The sequence below is a fragment of the Acinetobacter sp. CS-2 genome, assembly GCF_016599715.1.
Lineage (GTDB): Bacteria > Pseudomonadota > Gammaproteobacteria > Pseudomonadales > Moraxellaceae > Acinetobacter.
Genome location: NZ_CP067021.1, coordinates 97,515 through 115,635, shown reverse-complemented (window position 1 = coordinate 115,635; position 18,121 = coordinate 97,515). Strand labels below are relative to the sequence as shown.

At 36.0% G+C, this 18,121-nt stretch carries 18 protein-coding genes; 12 read left to right on the top strand and 6 right to left on the bottom strand.

The window, feature by feature from the left end:
* Positions 1 to 1,253 precede the first annotated feature (1,253 nt).
* Together JFY49_RS16740 and JFY49_RS16735 are read left to right on the top strand one after the other, a co-directional pair.
* Complete coding sequence (locus tag JFY49_RS16740) at positions 1,254 to 2,090, top strand: ParA family protein (protein WP_032055048.1); 837 nt, start codon at positions 1,254 to 1,256, stop codon at positions 2,088 to 2,090.
* A gap of 9 nt (positions 2,091 to 2,099) precedes the next feature.
* Entirely contained in the window at positions 2,100 to 3,161 is a 1,062-nt protein-coding gene (locus JFY49_RS16735) for a ParB/RepB/Spo0J family partition protein (protein WP_005005876.1), read from the top strand.
* A gap of 44 nt (positions 3,162 to 3,205) precedes the next feature.
* On the opposite strand, the gene JFY49_RS16730 is transcribed toward JFY49_RS16735, so the two are convergent.
* From JFY49_RS16730 to JFY49_RS16705, 6 genes are read right to left on the bottom strand one after another with little or no spacing between them, the layout of a single operon-like run.
* On the bottom strand, positions 3,206 to 4,033 hold the full coding sequence (locus JFY49_RS16730) for a hypothetical protein (protein WP_166135305.1): 828 nt from the start codon (positions 4,031 to 4,033) through the stop codon (positions 3,206 to 3,208).
* On the bottom strand, positions 4,030 to 5,136 hold the full coding sequence (locus JFY49_RS16725) for a ParM/StbA family protein (RefSeq protein WP_180081129.1): 1,107 nt from the start codon (positions 5,134 to 5,136) through the stop codon (positions 4,030 to 4,032). Before JFY49_RS16725 ends, JFY49_RS16730 begins: the two co-directional genes overlap by 4 nt.
* Positions 5,137 to 5,162: 26 nt before the next feature.
* Positions 5,163 to 5,432, bottom strand: coding sequence for a hypothetical protein (locus JFY49_RS16720; protein ID WP_005005884.1), 270 nt, complete (start codon positions 5,430 to 5,432; stop codon positions 5,163 to 5,165).
* A gap of 9 nt (positions 5,433 to 5,441) precedes the next feature.
* Positions 5,442 to 6,737, bottom strand: coding sequence for an ATPase, T2SS/T4P/T4SS family (locus JFY49_RS16715; RefSeq protein ID WP_005005886.1), 1,296 nt, complete (start codon positions 6,735 to 6,737; stop codon positions 5,442 to 5,444).
* Positions 6,738 to 6,764: 27 nt separating this feature from the next.
* Complete coding sequence (locus JFY49_RS16710; RefSeq protein ID WP_005005889.1) at positions 6,765 to 7,574, bottom strand: type IV secretory system conjugative DNA transfer family protein; 810 nt, start codon at positions 7,572 to 7,574, stop codon at positions 6,765 to 6,767.
* Positions 7,575 to 7,611: 37 nt separating this feature from the next.
* Entirely contained in the window at positions 7,612 to 8,058 is a 447-nt protein-coding gene (locus tag JFY49_RS16705) for a DotD/TraH family lipoprotein (protein ID WP_005028631.1), read from the bottom strand.
* A 1,076-nt stretch (positions 8,059 to 9,134) separates the two neighbouring features.
* On the opposite strand from JFY49_RS16705, the gene JFY49_RS16700 reads away from it, so the two are divergent.
* The 10 genes from JFY49_RS16700 (at position 9,135) to JFY49_RS16655 (ending at position 18,108) form a co-directional block, all read left to right on the top strand.
* Positions 9,135 to 10,355, top strand: a complete 1,221-nt coding sequence (locus tag JFY49_RS16700) for a hypothetical protein (protein ID WP_227609685.1) — start codon at positions 9,135 to 9,137, stop codon at positions 10,353 to 10,355.
* Positions 10,356 to 10,643, top strand: coding sequence for a hypothetical protein (locus tag JFY49_RS16695; protein ID WP_032055042.1), 288 nt, complete (start codon positions 10,356 to 10,358; stop codon positions 10,641 to 10,643).
* Positions 10,644 to 10,653: 10 nt separating this feature from the next.
* Complete coding sequence (locus tag JFY49_RS16690; RefSeq protein ID WP_005005897.1) at positions 10,654 to 11,337, top strand: DotI/IcmL family type IV secretion protein; 684 nt, start codon at positions 10,654 to 10,656, stop codon at positions 11,335 to 11,337.
* Positions 11,338 to 11,350: 13 nt separating this feature from the next.
* Positions 11,351 to 12,298 carry a DotH/IcmK family type IV secretion protein gene (locus tag JFY49_RS16685; protein WP_200224951.1) on the top strand — a complete coding sequence of 316 codons (948 nt, stop codon included), beginning with the start codon at positions 11,351 to 11,353 and terminating at the stop codon, positions 12,296 to 12,298.
* Between the two features lie 21 nt (positions 12,299 to 12,319).
* Positions 12,320 to 13,843 carry a DotG/IcmE/VirB10 family protein gene (locus tag JFY49_RS16680; RefSeq protein WP_200224950.1) on the top strand — a complete coding sequence of 508 codons (1,524 nt, stop codon included), beginning with the start codon at positions 12,320 to 12,322 and terminating at the stop codon, positions 13,841 to 13,843.
* Between the two features lie 5 nt (positions 13,844 to 13,848).
* Entirely contained in the window at positions 13,849 to 14,730 is an 882-nt protein-coding gene (locus JFY49_RS16675) for a hypothetical protein (protein WP_005005907.1), read from the top strand.
* Between the two features lie 10 nt (positions 14,731 to 14,740).
* Entirely contained in the window at positions 14,741 to 15,316 is a 576-nt protein-coding gene (locus JFY49_RS16670) for a hypothetical protein (protein ID WP_200224949.1), read from the top strand.
* A gap of 167 nt (positions 15,317 to 15,483) precedes the next feature.
* A complete protein-coding gene (locus JFY49_RS16665) occupies positions 15,484 to 15,897 on the top strand; it encodes a hypothetical protein (protein WP_200224947.1) in 414 nt (137 codons plus the stop codon).
* A 110-nt stretch (positions 15,898 to 16,007) separates the two neighbouring features.
* On the top strand, positions 16,008 to 16,895 hold the full coding sequence (locus tag JFY49_RS16660) for an HNH endonuclease (RefSeq protein WP_005005914.1): 888 nt from the start codon (positions 16,008 to 16,010) through the stop codon (positions 16,893 to 16,895).
* A 46-nt stretch (positions 16,896 to 16,941) separates the two neighbouring features.
* The gene (locus tag JFY49_RS16655; RefSeq protein WP_227609683.1) at positions 16,942 to 18,108 is read left to right on the top strand and encodes a hypothetical protein; all 1,167 of its coding nucleotides are present in this window, start codon (positions 16,942 to 16,944) and stop codon (positions 18,106 to 18,108) included.
* The last annotated feature ends 13 nt before the right edge of the window (positions 18,109 to 18,121 follow it).

The window sequence follows — 18,121 nt, the reverse complement described above, 5'->3', positions numbered from 1 at the left end:
ATAGGGCACTCCCCTACTCAGCTAATATAGATCATTTTCAGTTGTGCATTTCACTACGTCTACTCATTTGTTTAACTGTAAGTAGTAGTAAGCCCTCCCCTCTTCTTGGCAACTCCCCTGTTATCAGTCTGATAATGAAAAAACCACGATTAGGAATCGAAAGCCATTATCAGCCTGATAATGAAAAAACCAACGATTAAGAATCTAAAGCCGTTATCAGTCTGATAATGAAAAAACCAACGATTAAGAATCTAAAGCCGTTATCAGTCTGATAATGAAAAGATCAACGATTAAGAATCGAAAGCTGTTATCAGCCTGATAATGAAAAAACCACGCTAAGGAATCTAAAGCTGTTATCAGCCTGATAATGAAAAAAACCACGCTTAGGAATCGAAAGCCATTATCAGTCTGAAAATGAAAAACAACGATTAAGAATCGAAAGCCGTTATCAGTCTGATAATGAAAAAACCACGCTAAGGAATCTAAAGCCGTTATCAGTCTGATAATGAAAAAACCACGATTAGGAATCGAAAGCCATTATCAGTCTGATAATGAAAAAACCAACGATTAAGAATCTAAAGCCGTTATCAGTCTGATAATGAAAAAATCAACGATTAAGAATCGAAAGCCATTATCAGCCTGATAATGAAAAAACCACGCTTAGGAATCTAAAGCTGATACCAGTCTGATAATGAAAAAATCAACGATTAGGAATCGAAAGCTGTTATCAGACTGATAATGAAAAAAACCACGCTAAGGAATCTAAAGCTGTTATCAGCCTGATAATGAAAAAAACCACGCTAAGGAATCTAAAGCTGTTATCAGCCTGATAATGAAAAAAACCACGCTAAGGAATCTAAAGCTGTTATCAGTCTGATAATGAAAAAAACCACGCTAAGGAATCTAAAGCTGTTATCAGTCTGATAATGAAAAAATCAACGATTAAGAATCGAAAGCCGTTATCAGTCTGATAATGAAAAAACCACGCTAAGGAATCTAAAGCTGTTATCAGCCTGATAATGAAAAAAACCACGCTTAGGAATCTAAAGCTGTTATCAGTCTGATAATGAAAAAAACCACGCTTAGGAATCTAAAGCTGTTATCAGTCTGATAATGAAAAACACATAAGATATGGACACATGTTAGGCATATAGATTGAAAAAGTTAAAATATATTAAAAATAAAGTGAAAAAGTATTTTAAATATTTTTCAAATATTGTATTGTTTGACTTTACTTGAAAGGTGATTGAAAAATGCAAAAGAACTCAGGAAAAACTTATATTTGTACAAGCATCCATTTTAAAGGTGGTGTGGGCAAAACAACATCTACAGTGAATTGTGCTGCTAAGCTTGGAAAATTAGGTTATACGGTTTTAGTAATCGACTTAGATAGCCAACGTAATGCAACAAAACATATTTCAAATGTTCCAGATATTGACGATATAGATGGCACTCTAAAAGATATTTTTGAAAACTATAAAACAATTAACATCCACGATGTTATACAAGGTCCAGATAAAACCAACTTTGAAAATGTATCTTTGATTCCTTGTGCTAAAAACATTCGTGATGTTGAGATCAATATTCAACGTTCTAGTCCAGTTCCTAATGAAATTATTAGAAGTGTATTAAGAAAGATAAAAGGGGATTTCGACTTTATTTTGTTAGATTGTCCACCGCGAATGGAAACTTTAACTTTTAATGCTTTGTTAGCATCAAACAGTTTATTAATTCCATTACAGGGTGAATACAGTATTCAGGGTTTGGAAGATATACTTAACTCTATGGATGATTTAGAGACAAGCAATCCAGATTTAAAAATTCTATCGCCAGTACTAAACTTTTATAACAAGCGTAATACAGTGGATCTTACCTTGGCTGAAGATATTCGCAATGAATATGCTCAACCAAAATTACAAGAAAAACTGGTAAATAAGGAATTAATCTGTATTCCAAATGCTACGGTTTTTAGTCAAGCATCATATGTTAAGTGTTCCGTATTTGATCTGGATGCTGGAAAAGAAACACCAGCAAAACAAGCAATTAATCAACTTGTAGATCTAATGGTTTCTGAATACAAAAAATTATAAGGTGCTGATATGAACTTTAAAGACAAAGTAAAAAGCATGAAAAAAACACCTGTTGCTAATGCAACAGGGAGTGACGCTCAAGTTACTGATGTAAAAGAAAATACAGCGACTCCAGCCATAGAAGAGGGGAGTCTTAACCCACTAGCTAAGCGAGAAACAAAAAATATTGTTAGCGGATCTCATTTAGAATCAATCGACATTGATTTAATTGATCCATCACCTTATCAACCACGTATCATGAATAAACGTGTATATGAGAAGTTGCCAATTTTGGCTGCTGATATAGAAATTAATGGACAAATTAACCCAATTACTGTTCGACAGAAGGGTAATCGTTACGAGTTAATTGCTGGTGAGAGACGTTTTAGAGCAATTAAAGAGATTTTAAAGCTAAAGAGAATTACTGCTTTAGTTAAAACATCTATGAATGATGATAAAGCTGCTATAACAGCTTTATTGGATAATACTGCTAGACATAATCTTACAGATTTTGAAAGCATATTAAAAATCAAGCAATTATGTGAAGAGTTCGGTTATCCTTTTGAAAGTTATGAATTTGTTACTGAAAAATTTGCGATTGATAAGTCGAAGTATTTCCGTCTCAAATATATTCTAGACTTACCTGAGTTCATTTTGGACTCTTTGAACGAAGATCCTGAGCTAATTTCTGGATATATTGCTCAAGAAGTGAATACCGCAATAAATAAAGCTTTAGAAACTAAAACCGAAAAAGCAATTTTCGACTTGTTAAGACCAGAATGGGATAAATACGTTGAAGAATTTAAATCCACGGGCAAGCGTCATAAAGGATTTATAGCTATTTTGAGTGAAGAAGAAAAAGCAAATAAGGCGACTAAGCCTGAAAAAACTGAAGAAGCTACTACTGAAGAACAATCGAGTAAGAATAAATTCGATTTTAAAACAGATAAGGGCGTTAAATTTGGTTCTATGAGTTCTGAATGTGGTACCAAAGGTAAGAGTGTACTTAAGTTGCGAGTAGCCTTGGATGCCGATATTACAGAAGAGAAAGCTAGAAAAATTGAAGAGTTTTTTAAGAGCTTGAATGATTGAAGTTTCAAAACTTTGAATGAAAAAAACCGGCATTGCCGGTTTTTTTATAATAGATCTGGATTAAAAGTCTTGTTAAGCCAATCCGAATTACTTGGATTGGTTACTGGTTTTGATTCAGATACGTTTTGACTTGGTTTAGCATTGTTAATTTCGGATGTTTCGGTATTTTGAGATGTTTCAACGGTAGGGGAGTGGTCCTGAATGTTTTTATGTTCAGTATGTTTAGCTTCCTTTATCTTAACTGCTTTTTGAACAGGAACCTCCTTGCTCTTGATAGAATCAGTTACGGGCTTTTTAGGTGATTGTTCACTTTTCTCCTTACTACTTTCTGGTATTTGTATGGTGATATGATCAAGATACTTTTTTTCAAGATATTCAATATCATACACATAGTAAGCAGTATTAAACTTGGAGTATGTTTCAACACAAGTACTTAAACCAAACCTTAATAGGAAAGAATTGACAGAATATAGGCTTGCCATATCCTCATTAACTTCATACAACTTATAAAGGTATGAAAGCTCAATTAGAACCGCTATACCAGCATGTAAAACAGCAGTTATGTAATTTCTACGAAGCTTTCCTTGAGGATGTTTTTTAATTGAATTAAATAGTTTTTGATTTGCATTTTTATCTATTTTCATTCGTACAGGCTGTGCAAACATCTCGTCTATTTCATTTTGCACTGGCGCATTTAGAAAAATCTTCTGCTTGTCAGTACAAAAGATAAATCCCAAATACAGCAGACTTAAACTAAAAGCGTTTAAGTCTAGACCTGGTAGATTTCTATTAACACTACTAATCACATCAAGATCTTCTCTTGTTAAGTGAATTAATTGATAGGATAGTTGTATGTAGTTTGAATCTGTCATTTGATTTCTGCGTACATTTTATACATGTATTTAGCTAACTTATATAAACCTTTAGCATTGGCGTACTCTGGTGATTCTGCGATTCTTACGTTCGGTAAGTCGTACTTTTCTTTAATCTCTTTTTCAAGAAAAGCTGCACCGCCTCCACAAAATAATACTAATGCTAAATCATCTCCTCCACCGATCTGTTTAGAGATAAAGTTATTTAATTCGATCATGAATTCGTTTTTAGCTTGCTGAATTAAACCTCTAATATCTTTGGCTTGAGATCCTATACCATAATTTCCAGATTTTAGTGCGAAATCTAGCCAGTTAGCGTTAACCGTTTTATAGCCAGATTCAAGAATTAAGCTAGTGATTCGTTCATAGATGGTAAGAATACCAAGGTTACGTGATGTAGAACGATGGCCATCAAGCATGTTTCCTCCATCTAATGTGACTACAATATCAGTGGTTTTACCGCCAATATCGATTACAGCACATTCAGAACTTATTAAAAGATCACTATCTTCTGACCCGTTTCCGTGTACATCAATAATCTCATTAAAATAAGCTGTTTGAGCTTCACATTTAACAATATGTCTTTTAATGATATTAAGCGGTTTACCAGCTTTATGATCTTTTAAGTTGTAGCAAACATCACCATTGAGTAGAAAATTAGTTTTCATATCAATAAGTGGCATGTTTTTGGTTTTTTCAGGTGTGTAATAGCGACTAACAGGAAGTGAAGTAGCGATTGCAAACGCTCTACCATCATATGTTCCGATATGGTCAATATAGGCCTTAATTGCCTGGTGTATTAGTGCCTTGTTATATTCAGATGTCGGGTATTCATCTGTTCTGGTATCTAGAGGAACACTACTATTGATCTTCTTACCAACTGTATAAAGGTTTTCATTAACTTTAACCACATAATAGTCAGTAGATTCCTCTTCGCCAGTGAGGACTTTTCCTGAATAAGCAATACTAGGAATAGTCAGTTTGATTTCATTTCCATCTGGATCTAGACCAGCATAAAGCTTTGTACCGCCATGTCCATCATCAATACCTAGAACAATATAACGTTCTTCAATCGCTGGTTTTTCATTTTGAGTATTTTTCATAAGTTTACCTTTCAATTTTTCAAGATTTACAACGAGTAACGTCTTCTACCGCGTCTAGTGTATTTATTGCCCCCAAAAACTAAGCGTCTAAGAGCAGAGGGGATATAGCTGTATTTGTATTTAAATACTTTTTCAATAACCAATGTTGCTACTATCAAGCCGATGAAAAGCATAAGTTTGAATAAGGAAAACTTAATAACAACAGCTAGAAAAGGTATAAACAAATATCCGTTTAAACCGCCCCATAGGATTAGATTTAATCTAAATTGCGACCAGTGTGCATATTGATCATCCATATTCGCCTCTTAATAAATCAGTTTGTAATAGTAGTCTTCATGCAAACGACCAGCTTTGAGTAGATCGTCAGCTTGTTTCCTGAAACTCTTACTGATGTTTGGATCTGAACCATCAGAATTAATCATTAACTCTCGAATAAACTTCTGTTGAGCATGAATATCATCAATTAAAAGCAATTGTTCTTTAAGTTGAGGTGATAAAATTAAGTGTTCCCTTACAGCAAATACCTTGCCGTTCACATCTTTAACAAGACGTTGAGCAATCAATGTATAAACTGAACCAATAATGTCAGCTGCAGCCTGAAGATGTTCTTCATGCTTAAAGCGCTTCAACATACGTGGAATAATTTTGTCTACTGTGGTTGCGTGAACCGTTGCAAAAACAGGGTGGCCAGTTAAAGAAAGTTCTAGAGCTGCAGAAATTGTTTCTTTATCTCGCAATTCACCGATTTCAACTGCAGCAGGACGTCTACGCATCGCCTCTCTATTTGCATCCGCAAAAGTCTCGAAGTTATTGGGGATTTCACTTTGACTAACAATACTGTGTGTGCTTTCAATTGCGTCATACTCGTATTCGATAGGCTCATTGTGAGTTAAAATATTTCCACGAATATGAGTATTATTTTCCAACACATAGCGAATATTTGAAGCTAGTGTTGTACTTTTACCAGAACCAGTGATACCGCCGATGATGTAGCAACCATTGTGAGGTAGCGATCTATTGATGAAATCTTCATCTAAACCCACTTTTGAAAAGTGAGGGGGGATGCCAGAAATTGTACGTAACGTTATCTGAAAAGAATCTCCAGATCCACGATACGAAGTTCGAGATACGTTCACACGAAAGTTATAACGAGTTTCCTTACCTGAAGCGTCTTTCTGCAGAATACGATATGCCTTATTAATAAACTTATTATTAATAAGGACTAAGTAGGCATTTTCATCAGCAATCGTTCTTAGGATGTGTAAAGCTTCATCACGATTGATAATACGGTGTGTTAACGAATATAAGTCCAAGTCTTTCATCATTGTGATGGGGCGATCTGGACTAATGAAAATATCTGAAGCACCATGAGCTAATGCTTCATATAGAAGACTTTCAAATTCATCGCGACTTTTAAACCCTTGTTTCGGATCTTTGTATGTCGTTATGGCTGTTAATGTAGCCAAACCAAAACCACGACTAGAATCGTAGTCTTTGCGAATGTCTTTGGTAGCTGTCAGAATCTTATTTTCAGATCCTTTAATCTTGTTAACATCAAATAATGCAGATTTTGCTTTTAATGTCGAAACCTTCATTTGCATTTAAAACTTCCAATTGAGTTAGCGAACTTAAGGTTCGCTAACAAGGTTAATTTTTGGAATTTGATAGCTAGGTGCAATTTGTTCAGGTTGGAGAATTGGTTTCCAAGTTTCAATATTTGAATTGAACTGCGGTAATTGTTGGATTTGAAGCAATTTCATATCAAGAGCAATAGTGTCTTGTGTAGAAGTAACAGCCAGTGATTGACTGCTAATTGCTGGCATTGATAACTTGCCCTCTAAAACAAACTTATGGAAAGTAACCATCCCCAAATAATCTCGTTTAAGACGATCTACTGCATCTTCAACAATATTTCGGCCCTCAACTAAACCCATTTCATAAGACTTAGCAGCAGTCTCTTTCCATATTTTTCGTTCTTGTTCGTTAGCTGGTAACATTTCTTTCGGAATGAAAGTCACGTAATCAACATTGCTATCAAGTGTAGGGAAAACAAGGTACTGACGCCAATCAGGTGCACGAGTACTGAAACGAGCTTGTTTCAAGATTTTATAAGTCTGCTTAGTCGTCTTGTACGACATGGCATTAGGTGTCTCAGTTACATCTTTTGATTCAATAATAACCGGGGGAACAACAACACCTTTGATCATGTAAGGTTTAAAGTTAAAGATTGTATCAAGGTTACGCTCTTGGCTTTTGATGACCTCACGAGAGTTGCTTAAATACGTATTGATCCCTAACTTAATACCTTTTTGCTTAACCAATTCAAGCATGGCTTCATAACGAGCTTGCTGTTCAACATTACTAACATGAACTTCTAAAGAAGACTGGTTAGATGGGTTTAGTAGCTCTTGTAATGAAGCATTATTAGAGTAGTCCATAAAAACTCCAGATATTTATAAAAGGATTTAAAGGGTGTTAGTTATAAGTCAATAAAATACTTTTATTTTGATGATCTAGAGTTATCGAAGCAGTATTTAAATATGCAGAAATATTGCGTAAAGCTTCTACACCCGTAACACGCTTTTTATTAAAATTAACAATTGGAAGCTCATGGGTAGGACCAGCTTCTACAAAACGGTATCCGTATTGGCTAGAAATACTTTTAATTAAAGGTATTGGATCGCCTATGTAGTCGATATTTAAAAGGTCATGGTTGATGCTACCTTGTTTCTTCTGAGCAGTTTGCATTTGAATTGCAGTAGAGTTCTTTAAATTCTGTTGTGCAATTAAAGCCTCTTGAGATGCTTCAGATATAATAGATAAAGGGCTTGCTACGTTTAATTGCGTTACATCACGACTAGCACATCCAGACATCATTAAACCAATTGCAAGAACGCTTAAAAGCTTTTTATTGTGCTTCATTTTTACTCCGGATTAAGTGGGTATAAAGACAAAATGATTTTAGTCTAAAAACTTTTAAAATGCACTTTATTAATTATAAAAAACCCCTTAAAAGGTATAAAGCCGACTTTTAGACACTCGCTTAAACCTAATTTATAAGCTTTAACGTATATCTAAGGCCGTTCTTTAGGCAGTCGTACCTGGCCTAAACAAGACAAATCTGTAAAAAATACTCTTTTTAGGTGCATTGTCTGTCCAAAACAATGCTTTTTTTTAGTAGTACTTATCTGAAATAGAAATACAACGTACTTTTTTCAATCAATTGTAGAGAGTAAATGAGCTCTTATAGTTTGCTAGACGTCTTTTATAATCCTTTATAGTCTTATTCTTTCTTTTTATTATCTTTATTGTTCTTTTTTTAGAATAAATTTTATACAGAAAATAACAAACTAGATTTAGTTTATTTTTTACTTAAAATATTGTTAATACTGTAATTTATATTTTACAATATAGAAGTACATTAATAAAGATGTTTATATACTTTTTTAATTAACAATAAAAATATTAATGTGGATAATGCAATTTATTTATAAGTCAGCTTCTTTAATATTAAATAAATTGATAAAAACTGTTTGAAGAAAAAATGCATCTTGGTATATACCATTACTAATTTAAAACTTTAAAGACATTACAACTGCTACTTATAAAAACCTACCCTATGGTTTAGTGCTGTGCATCTTAAATATAAAGTTTTACACCTTAAACACCAATTAAACTGCAATAATGATGTGCTTAGAGTCGTATTTATCCCTAAAAATTTAAGGCATCAGCACTGGCAAAAGACTATTGAAACTACGCATATCAAGCACTTCACTGTAAAAAAGGCCCACTGTGTTTTTATGATTTCTCAACTTCATTTTTTTGATTTTTCCACTGTACTAACAAGAGAGGAGTCAAAAAAGACATTTGCATTTATTGGGCTTAAAAGTGAAAAACATTTTGCTTAAAGTGAAAAACGTTTTAACGAGTACTTTTAGAAAGGTGTTTAACGTTGTAGTATGTGCTCATGTTTTGCATGTGGATTAAGGGTGGTAGTGGTGAGCAGTTTTGAGAATCCTAATAGCTATCCAAAGACATTAAAAGAATATACAAGTCGTATAGAAGATTTTCCGTATTCTACTAAGACTAAATATGATATTGAGCTTAAGCAAAAGATTGATAAACATTTAGATAGTTCAGAGCTAGATTTAAAAATGTTATATGAAAACATATATTCTGAATTTAAAACTAAATCTGAAAATGGATATTATGCGGAATCTACATTTAGAACTTATCGTGCATATTTAGTATATGGAATCGGTCTAAAGCTTAATGAGCTAAATAATGGCTCTATTAATGATGAAGATATAGATGCTGGTTTTGATGAATATTTTTTAGAAGAACTATATTTAAGAATCATTAACACAAAATATACAGCTAACAAGGACAAACCTAAGCGTACTTCTGAGCTGAAAACAAAGTACTTTGAACGCACGTTTTACAACTACTTGGTAAGAGAATTCGAACATAAGAACGAGAGTAACACTAGGGTTAGTGAGTTTGATCGGATGATGGTTGCTTTTGTTGATGCCAATCTTGTTGTTGGATTGCGTCCTGTTGAGTGGTTTTCCGTTTCATTCTGTTGTGCAGTAAAAGGACCAAAACTGATCATGATTGTGGAAAATGGCAAGGCTACACATGGTCGGGCTAATGGACTTAAAAGGTATTTAATACTTGATGACCTTAAACATGAAGATCAAGAAAAGATATACCTTTACTGGAACTTGCTAAATAGGTATGTGAGAAAGGTAACTAGTTTAAATAAAAGTAGTGGCTATACCTTTGGATGGGATGAAAAACAGACTTTTATTAAAATACTGCAAGAGCGTTTACGTTTAAGTTATATCAATTACTTTAAACTTAGAGGCAAGGTTTTAACTAATGAAGATCAACGACCTACTTTATACAGTACAAGGCATCAATGTATTGCAAATGCTAAGGTAAAGGGTATTGATAAGTTTGTGATAGCTGGTGCTTTTGGACATGCTGGTAAAGATACTGCTTCTAACTTTTATGGGCGAAAGTGGAGAGGCCATAGTGGTTTTAGTATAAAGCCTACTTTAGATTCTATTGAAAACGTTAATGGTAGCCATGAATTTGTTAAAACACTTTTAGCTAATAACCTAGATACCTTTTATTATTTTGATCTTAATATAGCAAATGAGTTTAATACCGACTATTATAAGGACGAATTAAAGTCGGGTTTAGTGATTGACTAAATGGATAACTCTAAAACTAATTTGACTACTTCAACATGGGGCTCTCCTTACGCTGAAGTATCAATAATAGGTAAAAGAAAATACGCAAGGCTTTTAAGAGTGTTGGTTGGTACGTTTGCCTCATTGTGCATTTTAACCGTTTTAACAACGCTTAGTTTTGTGGCTTTTAAACTCACCACAACAGATTTCGAATCTATGGTTTTTGATGACGGCACACCAGTTAAGTGTGTGCTTAGCTCTAAATCAGATCGTCCAATTCCATCTGTTATATATCAGCCAGCGAAATAGGAGTGCTGTTGTGTCTAAAGACAAATCTAATGAAAACGCTGAAATAGGTTCTTGTGATCCTAGTCTTTGGCTAAGAAAACAGGTGGATGAAAAAGATAAGGAGATTGCAAAGTTAAGACGATGGCTTGTTTTCGTGTTTTTCGCTTTTATCGTGAGTGCTGTTCTTGCGATGATTATTTTTGCTGCCTTTAATGCATACCCTAAAGTTAAAGCTGTTCAAACAGTAGATAACTCGGTTATCTGTCCAATCGAAGCATCAAAAAACCCTCGCGTTACTGACGTTGTTATTTCTGAATTCGGTAAGAGTGCAATACTTTCTGTCTACAACTTTGATTTCTTGAACTGGCGTGACGTTATTAACAATGCTGGTTCAATGTATTTCACTGAGGGCGGTAAAGATTCATTGATGAAGCAAATCGCTCAATCACAAACAGTTGGCACAATCGTACAAAACAACCTAACGATGCGAACTACTGCTACTGATGTTCCACAAATCGAAAACCGTGATTTACATGCTGCAGAACCTAGTTGGACTGTTCGTGTTCCTATCACTACTCAATTCTTTTTAGGTGACAAACAACCTAAAGAGACTCACCGCTTCATTGCGACAGTTACTATTGTTGAGCATCCACGTTCTTATCTGAACTACAACGGTATTGCTGTTAAGACAATTACGTTAACTCCAGCGCGTTAATTGGATGAAACTTATGAAATTGAAAAAATTATCTTTGGCTCTTTTTGCTTCTACTGCATTAACTACAATAGTTAATGCTGCTGATATGCCCCCGAATACTTTTGCGGATGCTCAATCTCCTTTGGTTGCACCTGAGGTAGTTGATACAGCATCGGAAATTGACAGACAGGTTCACAACCTTGTTGGTTTGCAGTTCACACCTGAGCAAACAAAAATAGTTAAAGGACTTTTGTTGCAACAAAAACGAAGCCTTTCTAGTCCTTATGTAAATACGCCACAAGCGAAAACCCGTAGTTTGGGTATTTCATTAAACCCTGGTGAGGAACCGCCAGTAATTCGTTTAAGCGCTGGCATGCTATCTACTATTGTCTTTACCGATTCTTCAGGCAATCCATGGAACATTGAAAAGATTTCTTTGGACCGTGGACGTTTCTCAGATGGTTTGGGTGAGCAAAACGAAAAAGAGCCAGACGAAATCCCTGAAACTAACATCCTTTCAATCGAACCATTAGATCCAGCTGCTTTCGGAAACGTAACGGTCACATTAAAGGGATTGGGTGCTCCAGTAATTTTGATGTTAGCTACTGGCCAACGTGATTTAGATGTTCGTGTAGACGCACGTATACCTGGTCGAAGCCCAACAGCCAAAGCTATGTATTCAACAGGCAATCAAACATCGATTATTCCAGATGGTGTGAGTTTGCAATTTATGGATGGCTTGGCGCCTGAAGGTGCTGTCGAAATGCGAACCGATACTCCTAATGTCCGTGCTTGGAAGTTTGGTGGCTATATATATGTGCGTAGTAACTTTGGTGTTATTCAACCAGCCTTTTTGAGTTCTTTCCGCGCTAACAACGGTATGAAGATTTTCCGTTATGAAGATTCTGAAGATCTGAAATACATCACATTTTCAACGACTGGCGGTACACCTAAAACTGTTTACCTCGAAGACGCATTTTAAGTCATTAAGTGAGAAGTAAAAATGGATTCAACGAACCAACAAAATAACCCGAATGACATTGAAGAGAATTCTAGTCGTAGCACTGAAGTAGGTACTACCGATGAAACTATTATTTCTGCAAACCAAGTTCATTCAGAAGAAGACCAACCTAAAAAACTGAAAAATACAAGTATTAAAACTGCTAACAAAAAACGTGTTTTTGCAGATACGCGCTTTCGCGTTGTTGCAATTATTGGTTTGGTAGTAGTTGGTGGTTTAGGCTTTTTTATGTTTAACCCAATGGGGAAAAGTGACCAACTAGCTTTAGATAATCAGGTTGCTATTGCTACACCAGGAATCCAAGGACAGGGTACAAATGTTATCCCTCCTGAATACGTAGAATATGAACGTCAAAAACAAGCTGAAGAAGCTGCTCAAGCTGGCAAAAATGGTGAAAGCTATTTACCCGAATTTAAAACAGTTGCAACACAAGATCCAAACGGCGATCTGAACGATCAGAATTTTATTACAGGTCCAAATGGGCAACCTGTAAACGGTTCTGCAAAAGGTGGTACACCAAACATTACGCTTGAACTTGACCAGATGGCCAGAGCTAATATGGCAAATCAAGGTGGTGCTTATGGTGGCGCATTACCTCAACCAACTAGCGGTGGTCTACCACAACAACCACAAGCACAAAACGGTGCTAATCAAAACGCACCGATTTATCAAACTAACTACGCGCAACAATATGAACATGCTTCATCTGCTGCTAATGATGTTGCTAATGTATATGGCCAACAAGCAGCTGCTAATGCAGAACGTAATGTTGCAACGCGTGAATTAAGTCAAACTGCTTTTGTTGATCAACTTGCTGCGTTTTCTAATACAAAGAACAAGGTCAACGGATATTCAACATATAAATATTCACACAACACTAAAGCATCGGAAGGGCAACAAAACCTTGGAAGCTTGAACGTTGCGAAAACGACTAGCGAATCTACTAAAGGACTAGCAATCATTAAAGCTGGTACAACAATGAAAGCGCGTTTAGATACAGGTGTGAATACTGATAAAGGTAAAAACCTATTTGCTACTGTTATTGGCGGTAAATTTAACGGCGCAAAACTTATTGGTACTGTTGGTCTGAATACTGCGGATATTGAATTTAACTTTACCCGTATGTTGTTTAAGGGCGAAGAGTATGCAATCCAAGTACGAGCTTTAACTCTTGGAACAAAACAATCGGGTATGGCTGATAAAGTCCAAAAACACACTTTGCAAAAGCTTGGCGGTATGGTTACTGCTGGAATCTTTGAGGGGTACGGACAAGCCTATCAAAACATGGGTACAACCCAAATCACAAATACTGGCAATGTTGTAAGCACGAAGGAAGAGCCAAACGATAAAGAAATTGCCGGGAACATCATTGGTAACGTTGGTACGGAAATGGCGAACATGGCACGTACATCAACAGTTCGACCAACTACGTATATCGTTAACAGCGGAAAAGTATTTGAAGTCTTTTTTGATGCTGACGTAACAACACCGAAAAGTAAGGGGTAAGCGATATGTCTGATAATCAAATGACTGCTGAACAGGCAAAGAAAAATTTAAAAGATGCTGAAGGCAAACCCCAAAAAGGCGAAGGTGGTGCGAAGGGTGGTATTCCTCCAAAACTTCTTATTGTTATTGGTGTTATTGCCTTAATTATGATTGGTACTTTTTTTTGGATACAAATGAGTAAACCAAAAGACGTCAGCACGGCAGTTGCTCCAGAACAAACACCGGAATCCATTGATACTGTTGGTCAAGGCATTCAACAAACACAAGCAACATACAACCAAAATCAACAACCTTTACAGGACAATAGTATTGCTGATGATACGGCGTTCATTGTTGATGAAAATATTGTGTTTAAAGATCCTACCACTGGTCAATACATGATTATGTACAAATCCATGTCGTATCCGATTGATTCTGATCTAGGAAAAGAGGCAATTAGCTTCTATCAAAGTCAGGGTACGAATGCACTTGTTTTATTACAACGTTTGCAAGAAAAAGAGCAAGCGCAAGGGCAAGTACAAAACGGCGAACAAACTGCAGTTGCTCAATCAGAAACCAAAATCAAAAATGAACAACTGAAAGCTGAAAATGACGATCTTAAAAACCTTGTTGAATTGCAAGAACAGGCAATTAAGGAGTTAAAGACTAGTTTAATAACAATAGCTAAAGACCAGGCCAAGCAAAAGGCTTTAAGTACATCGGGATCTAAAACCTTATCAATTCCAAAAGGTGCAAAACGTTTGGATGCTTTTGCGGTTGTAGGCGATCGTGCTTGGATGACAGATTCTCAAAACCATACATATACAGTCTATGTAGGTCAGAAGATGCCAGACAATCGCACGGTCTATGCTGTTGACGAAAACGAACAAGCCATTTGGGTGAAATAAGGAAAATAGCGTGGATGCATTAGATATAGTTAAAGCGATATTAAACATATACGGTCCACTACTAAGCTTTATACGCATTTGCTTTGTTGTAACGGGGTTGGTGATTACTGGCACGGCGCTTTTTGACTTAGTGCAAGCATCATCACCTCAACAAAAGTTCTTTGGTCATGGAATGAAAGAGCCTACCACTGGTGGGGCATTGTTGAAGATTCTTATCGGTGGTGCTTTTGCATCACTTGGATATGACGGATATATCATTGGTGCACTAGGTTCTTCATTGTTTGGTGGTAATGGCATAGAACTTGTAACGGTACAAAGTTACTTGCCTGATGCTGGTGCTAATGATTTAGGTGCATATATCGTTACGGCGGTTGTAGGTTTTACGCAACTGGTAGGGATTATAGCGGTAGCTCGTGGCTTATATGGTTTTGTAGAGAAAATTGATGCTCAAGGCAATGCGACATACCGCAAAGCATGGGTTTTAATTATAACAGGTGTATTATGCGTATACGTTCAGGACGTACACAATGTCTTTGTTAATACCTTTGGAACACAAATAGGAGGAACCTTTTTTACAATATTTTAAACAATCTTCTTAAAATAGGGTGAGAGTTTCTTAAAAACATTGTATAAGATATTGAAGATATTTAACGAGAAGTTTAAAATTAAGCAACTTAAAGCAATAGGGTTTTAAGAATGTTTAATTACAGTGCGGAGATTAGCTCCCGTATATTAAATAAAAGGAAAATGCCAATGGTATCATTAGTAAAACACTCAGTTCGCACTGTAAAAGCGACTGCATTCCGCGCAAAAGTAATGTTTTTAGCCTTTGTTTCTGCATTAATGGGTCAAGTTGCATATGCAAACACTGGCACATGGAACCCAGGTAGTACAACTTATGGTAAACACAATGCTGGTTCTGATGCGAATGAAATCTTAGGTCGTGGTGAAACATTAGGTCAAAACGTTTATAAATTCTTAATCGTAGTGTTCATGGTGCTTGGTTTAGGCTTAGTTGGTACTGGTTTGTATATGATGTATACATCAGAAGAAGATCAACAAAAGAAAAAGAAAACTGCTTGGATCTGTATTGGTGTAGGTGGTGCGTTATCAATCGTAGGCTTCATCATGTTCTCTGCTGCGAACACTATTACGGGTAGTAAGTAATATAATAATAAATAAGTTTAAAAGCGTGGCTTAGGCTGCGCTTTTTTTATTTTAAAAATAGTATATACATGTTTTAATTAGACCTTACTTAATAGTATTAAGGGGTTTAAGTGAAACATATAAACCGTAAGTTTGGTATTTTAAGACCTATTAACGGCGTAAACGACAAGCAAGAGATACGTCAAGATAAAACTATCCATGATGGTTTTAAAACCAATGAGACAATAAAGCAAATAATGTCTTCACAACCAGCTAAATGCTATTTTTGTGATTTCTATGACGAATACTTTTTAGAGCCACATCACTTAGACGGCGATCATAGCAATCATACGGCTGAGAACATTGTAGCGGTCTGTACGCTATGCCATGCACAAAACCACATCTTTGCACTATCACTGGAAAAGAAAGCTGAAATATGCGTATTGAGTACGAACATACCTCAAGAGATCTTTAATCAATATCAACGTTCATTACTGGTGTTATCGCATAAGTCTGACAACCAAGATCCTGAGCTTGCTAAGTTCGCACGGCGACATCGCCAAAGCTTGCTTGTAGAGCCGTTAAAGCGCCATCAACGCCCTAATCCTACAAAGATGTCTGAAGCAGAATACGCACGTAATATGTTTGAGGATATACAGGCGTTTAATGCGATTAAGACACGAGCCCAAAGCATTGATACCCAACTGTACTTCACGGACATTAAGTTCAACACAATGGCTGAATATGAAGAAGCCAAGCAAGAAGATATGTTGGTAGCGAACGTTGATTACGTAGACCAGCTCCGCAAGTACAAAGAGTGGTATTTGAATGCCATCAAAGAGAACAAAAACTTTTCTTTGTATCAACTCGCAAAAGCTTTGGAAAAGGTATCAGACGAAGCATACGAGAGCTTTAATCTGCCAAACCACTACATAGTATTTTCCCCGAATATCTTTACTGACGAGCAGTATGAGTACTACCAAACACTAGATGTATTTAAGGGTTTGGGTGATAAGTGAGCTCACAAAAATGACAGAATGCTTAGCAGATACCGAATACATAGATATGAGCTTAGAAGAGGTTATATCGGGCATAGTGTTACAGCCATTTAAGCCTGACATAGTGAATGATATAGCGGTATTGGATAGCGTATTTGAGACGGACATATTGAATGATGATGAATACTCATTTATTGGTCCATACATCTACAAACATTGGGAACTTGGGATAGATGCACTACCAAAGGAAACGCACGATCAGCTATCGATATTTCGCTTATGCGTTATAGGTACTGAGGCTTTCAACTTCCTGAACGATTTGTATATACCAACGACACGGGACACTGGCCATACATCTAACACGCTATTGCTACTCCATGTTGTACATATAGCGATAGGGAATCAGACAACAACTGGTGAAGACACAACGGGGCATTTTCAAGATCCACTGATTAAAGCGCTATTGTTGATGAATATCCCCGTTAACAGCGATTGTTTGCTGTTGGATGACACTTTGGTACACCTAAACAAAATAACGGCGCTGAGTGGCTTAGACGTTGAAATACAGGTTAAGCAAAGTGTGAGTGTGAAGCATAAGAAATTACTGAGCACCAACTTTGGATTTGACAATCCATTATCAATTATAAGCGTTTTGGAACAAAAGAAACTGTCTGAAGAACTGACACGCTACTTTCCGATGATACACCTACCAACGTCCGTAGAAGATGCGACAAACCAGATAGATACGGGCAACTTAAAAATGAGTTCGCTGCAAACTTATTGTATATACCAAAACTTAAAGCTATCGGTGTCTAAAGTTTTCCACGAACAGGGCTTATACCAGAACAAAGAGATCTACATAGAGCTTGATAAGGTTCACTTCCAACTTAAAAATACAGGTTCCTTAAACTTCAAGGTGGGTACTTTAGGGGAAAGCCAAGAGGTTTTAGAAACGGTGTTTTGGCAACTGCTTAATAAGGGTTTAGTGTTTGACCTAAATAGTTTTAAGAAGTATGTCGAATTAAAAGAGGACGAAACCGTTAAAACTGATGTATTTACTAATTCAAAAAATGATAATATCCATTTTAACAGTACCTACTATGAACTTTTATTAAGGTTGGTTTTAGATACAAGCTTAAAACCCTCTGTTAAAAGTCTTGAAGACGCAATTCAAAATAAGGATTTCGACAGTGCGATTAACGTTTTAAGAGAATTACCGTTTTTTAGTGCTTAATGCTTAAAGGCAT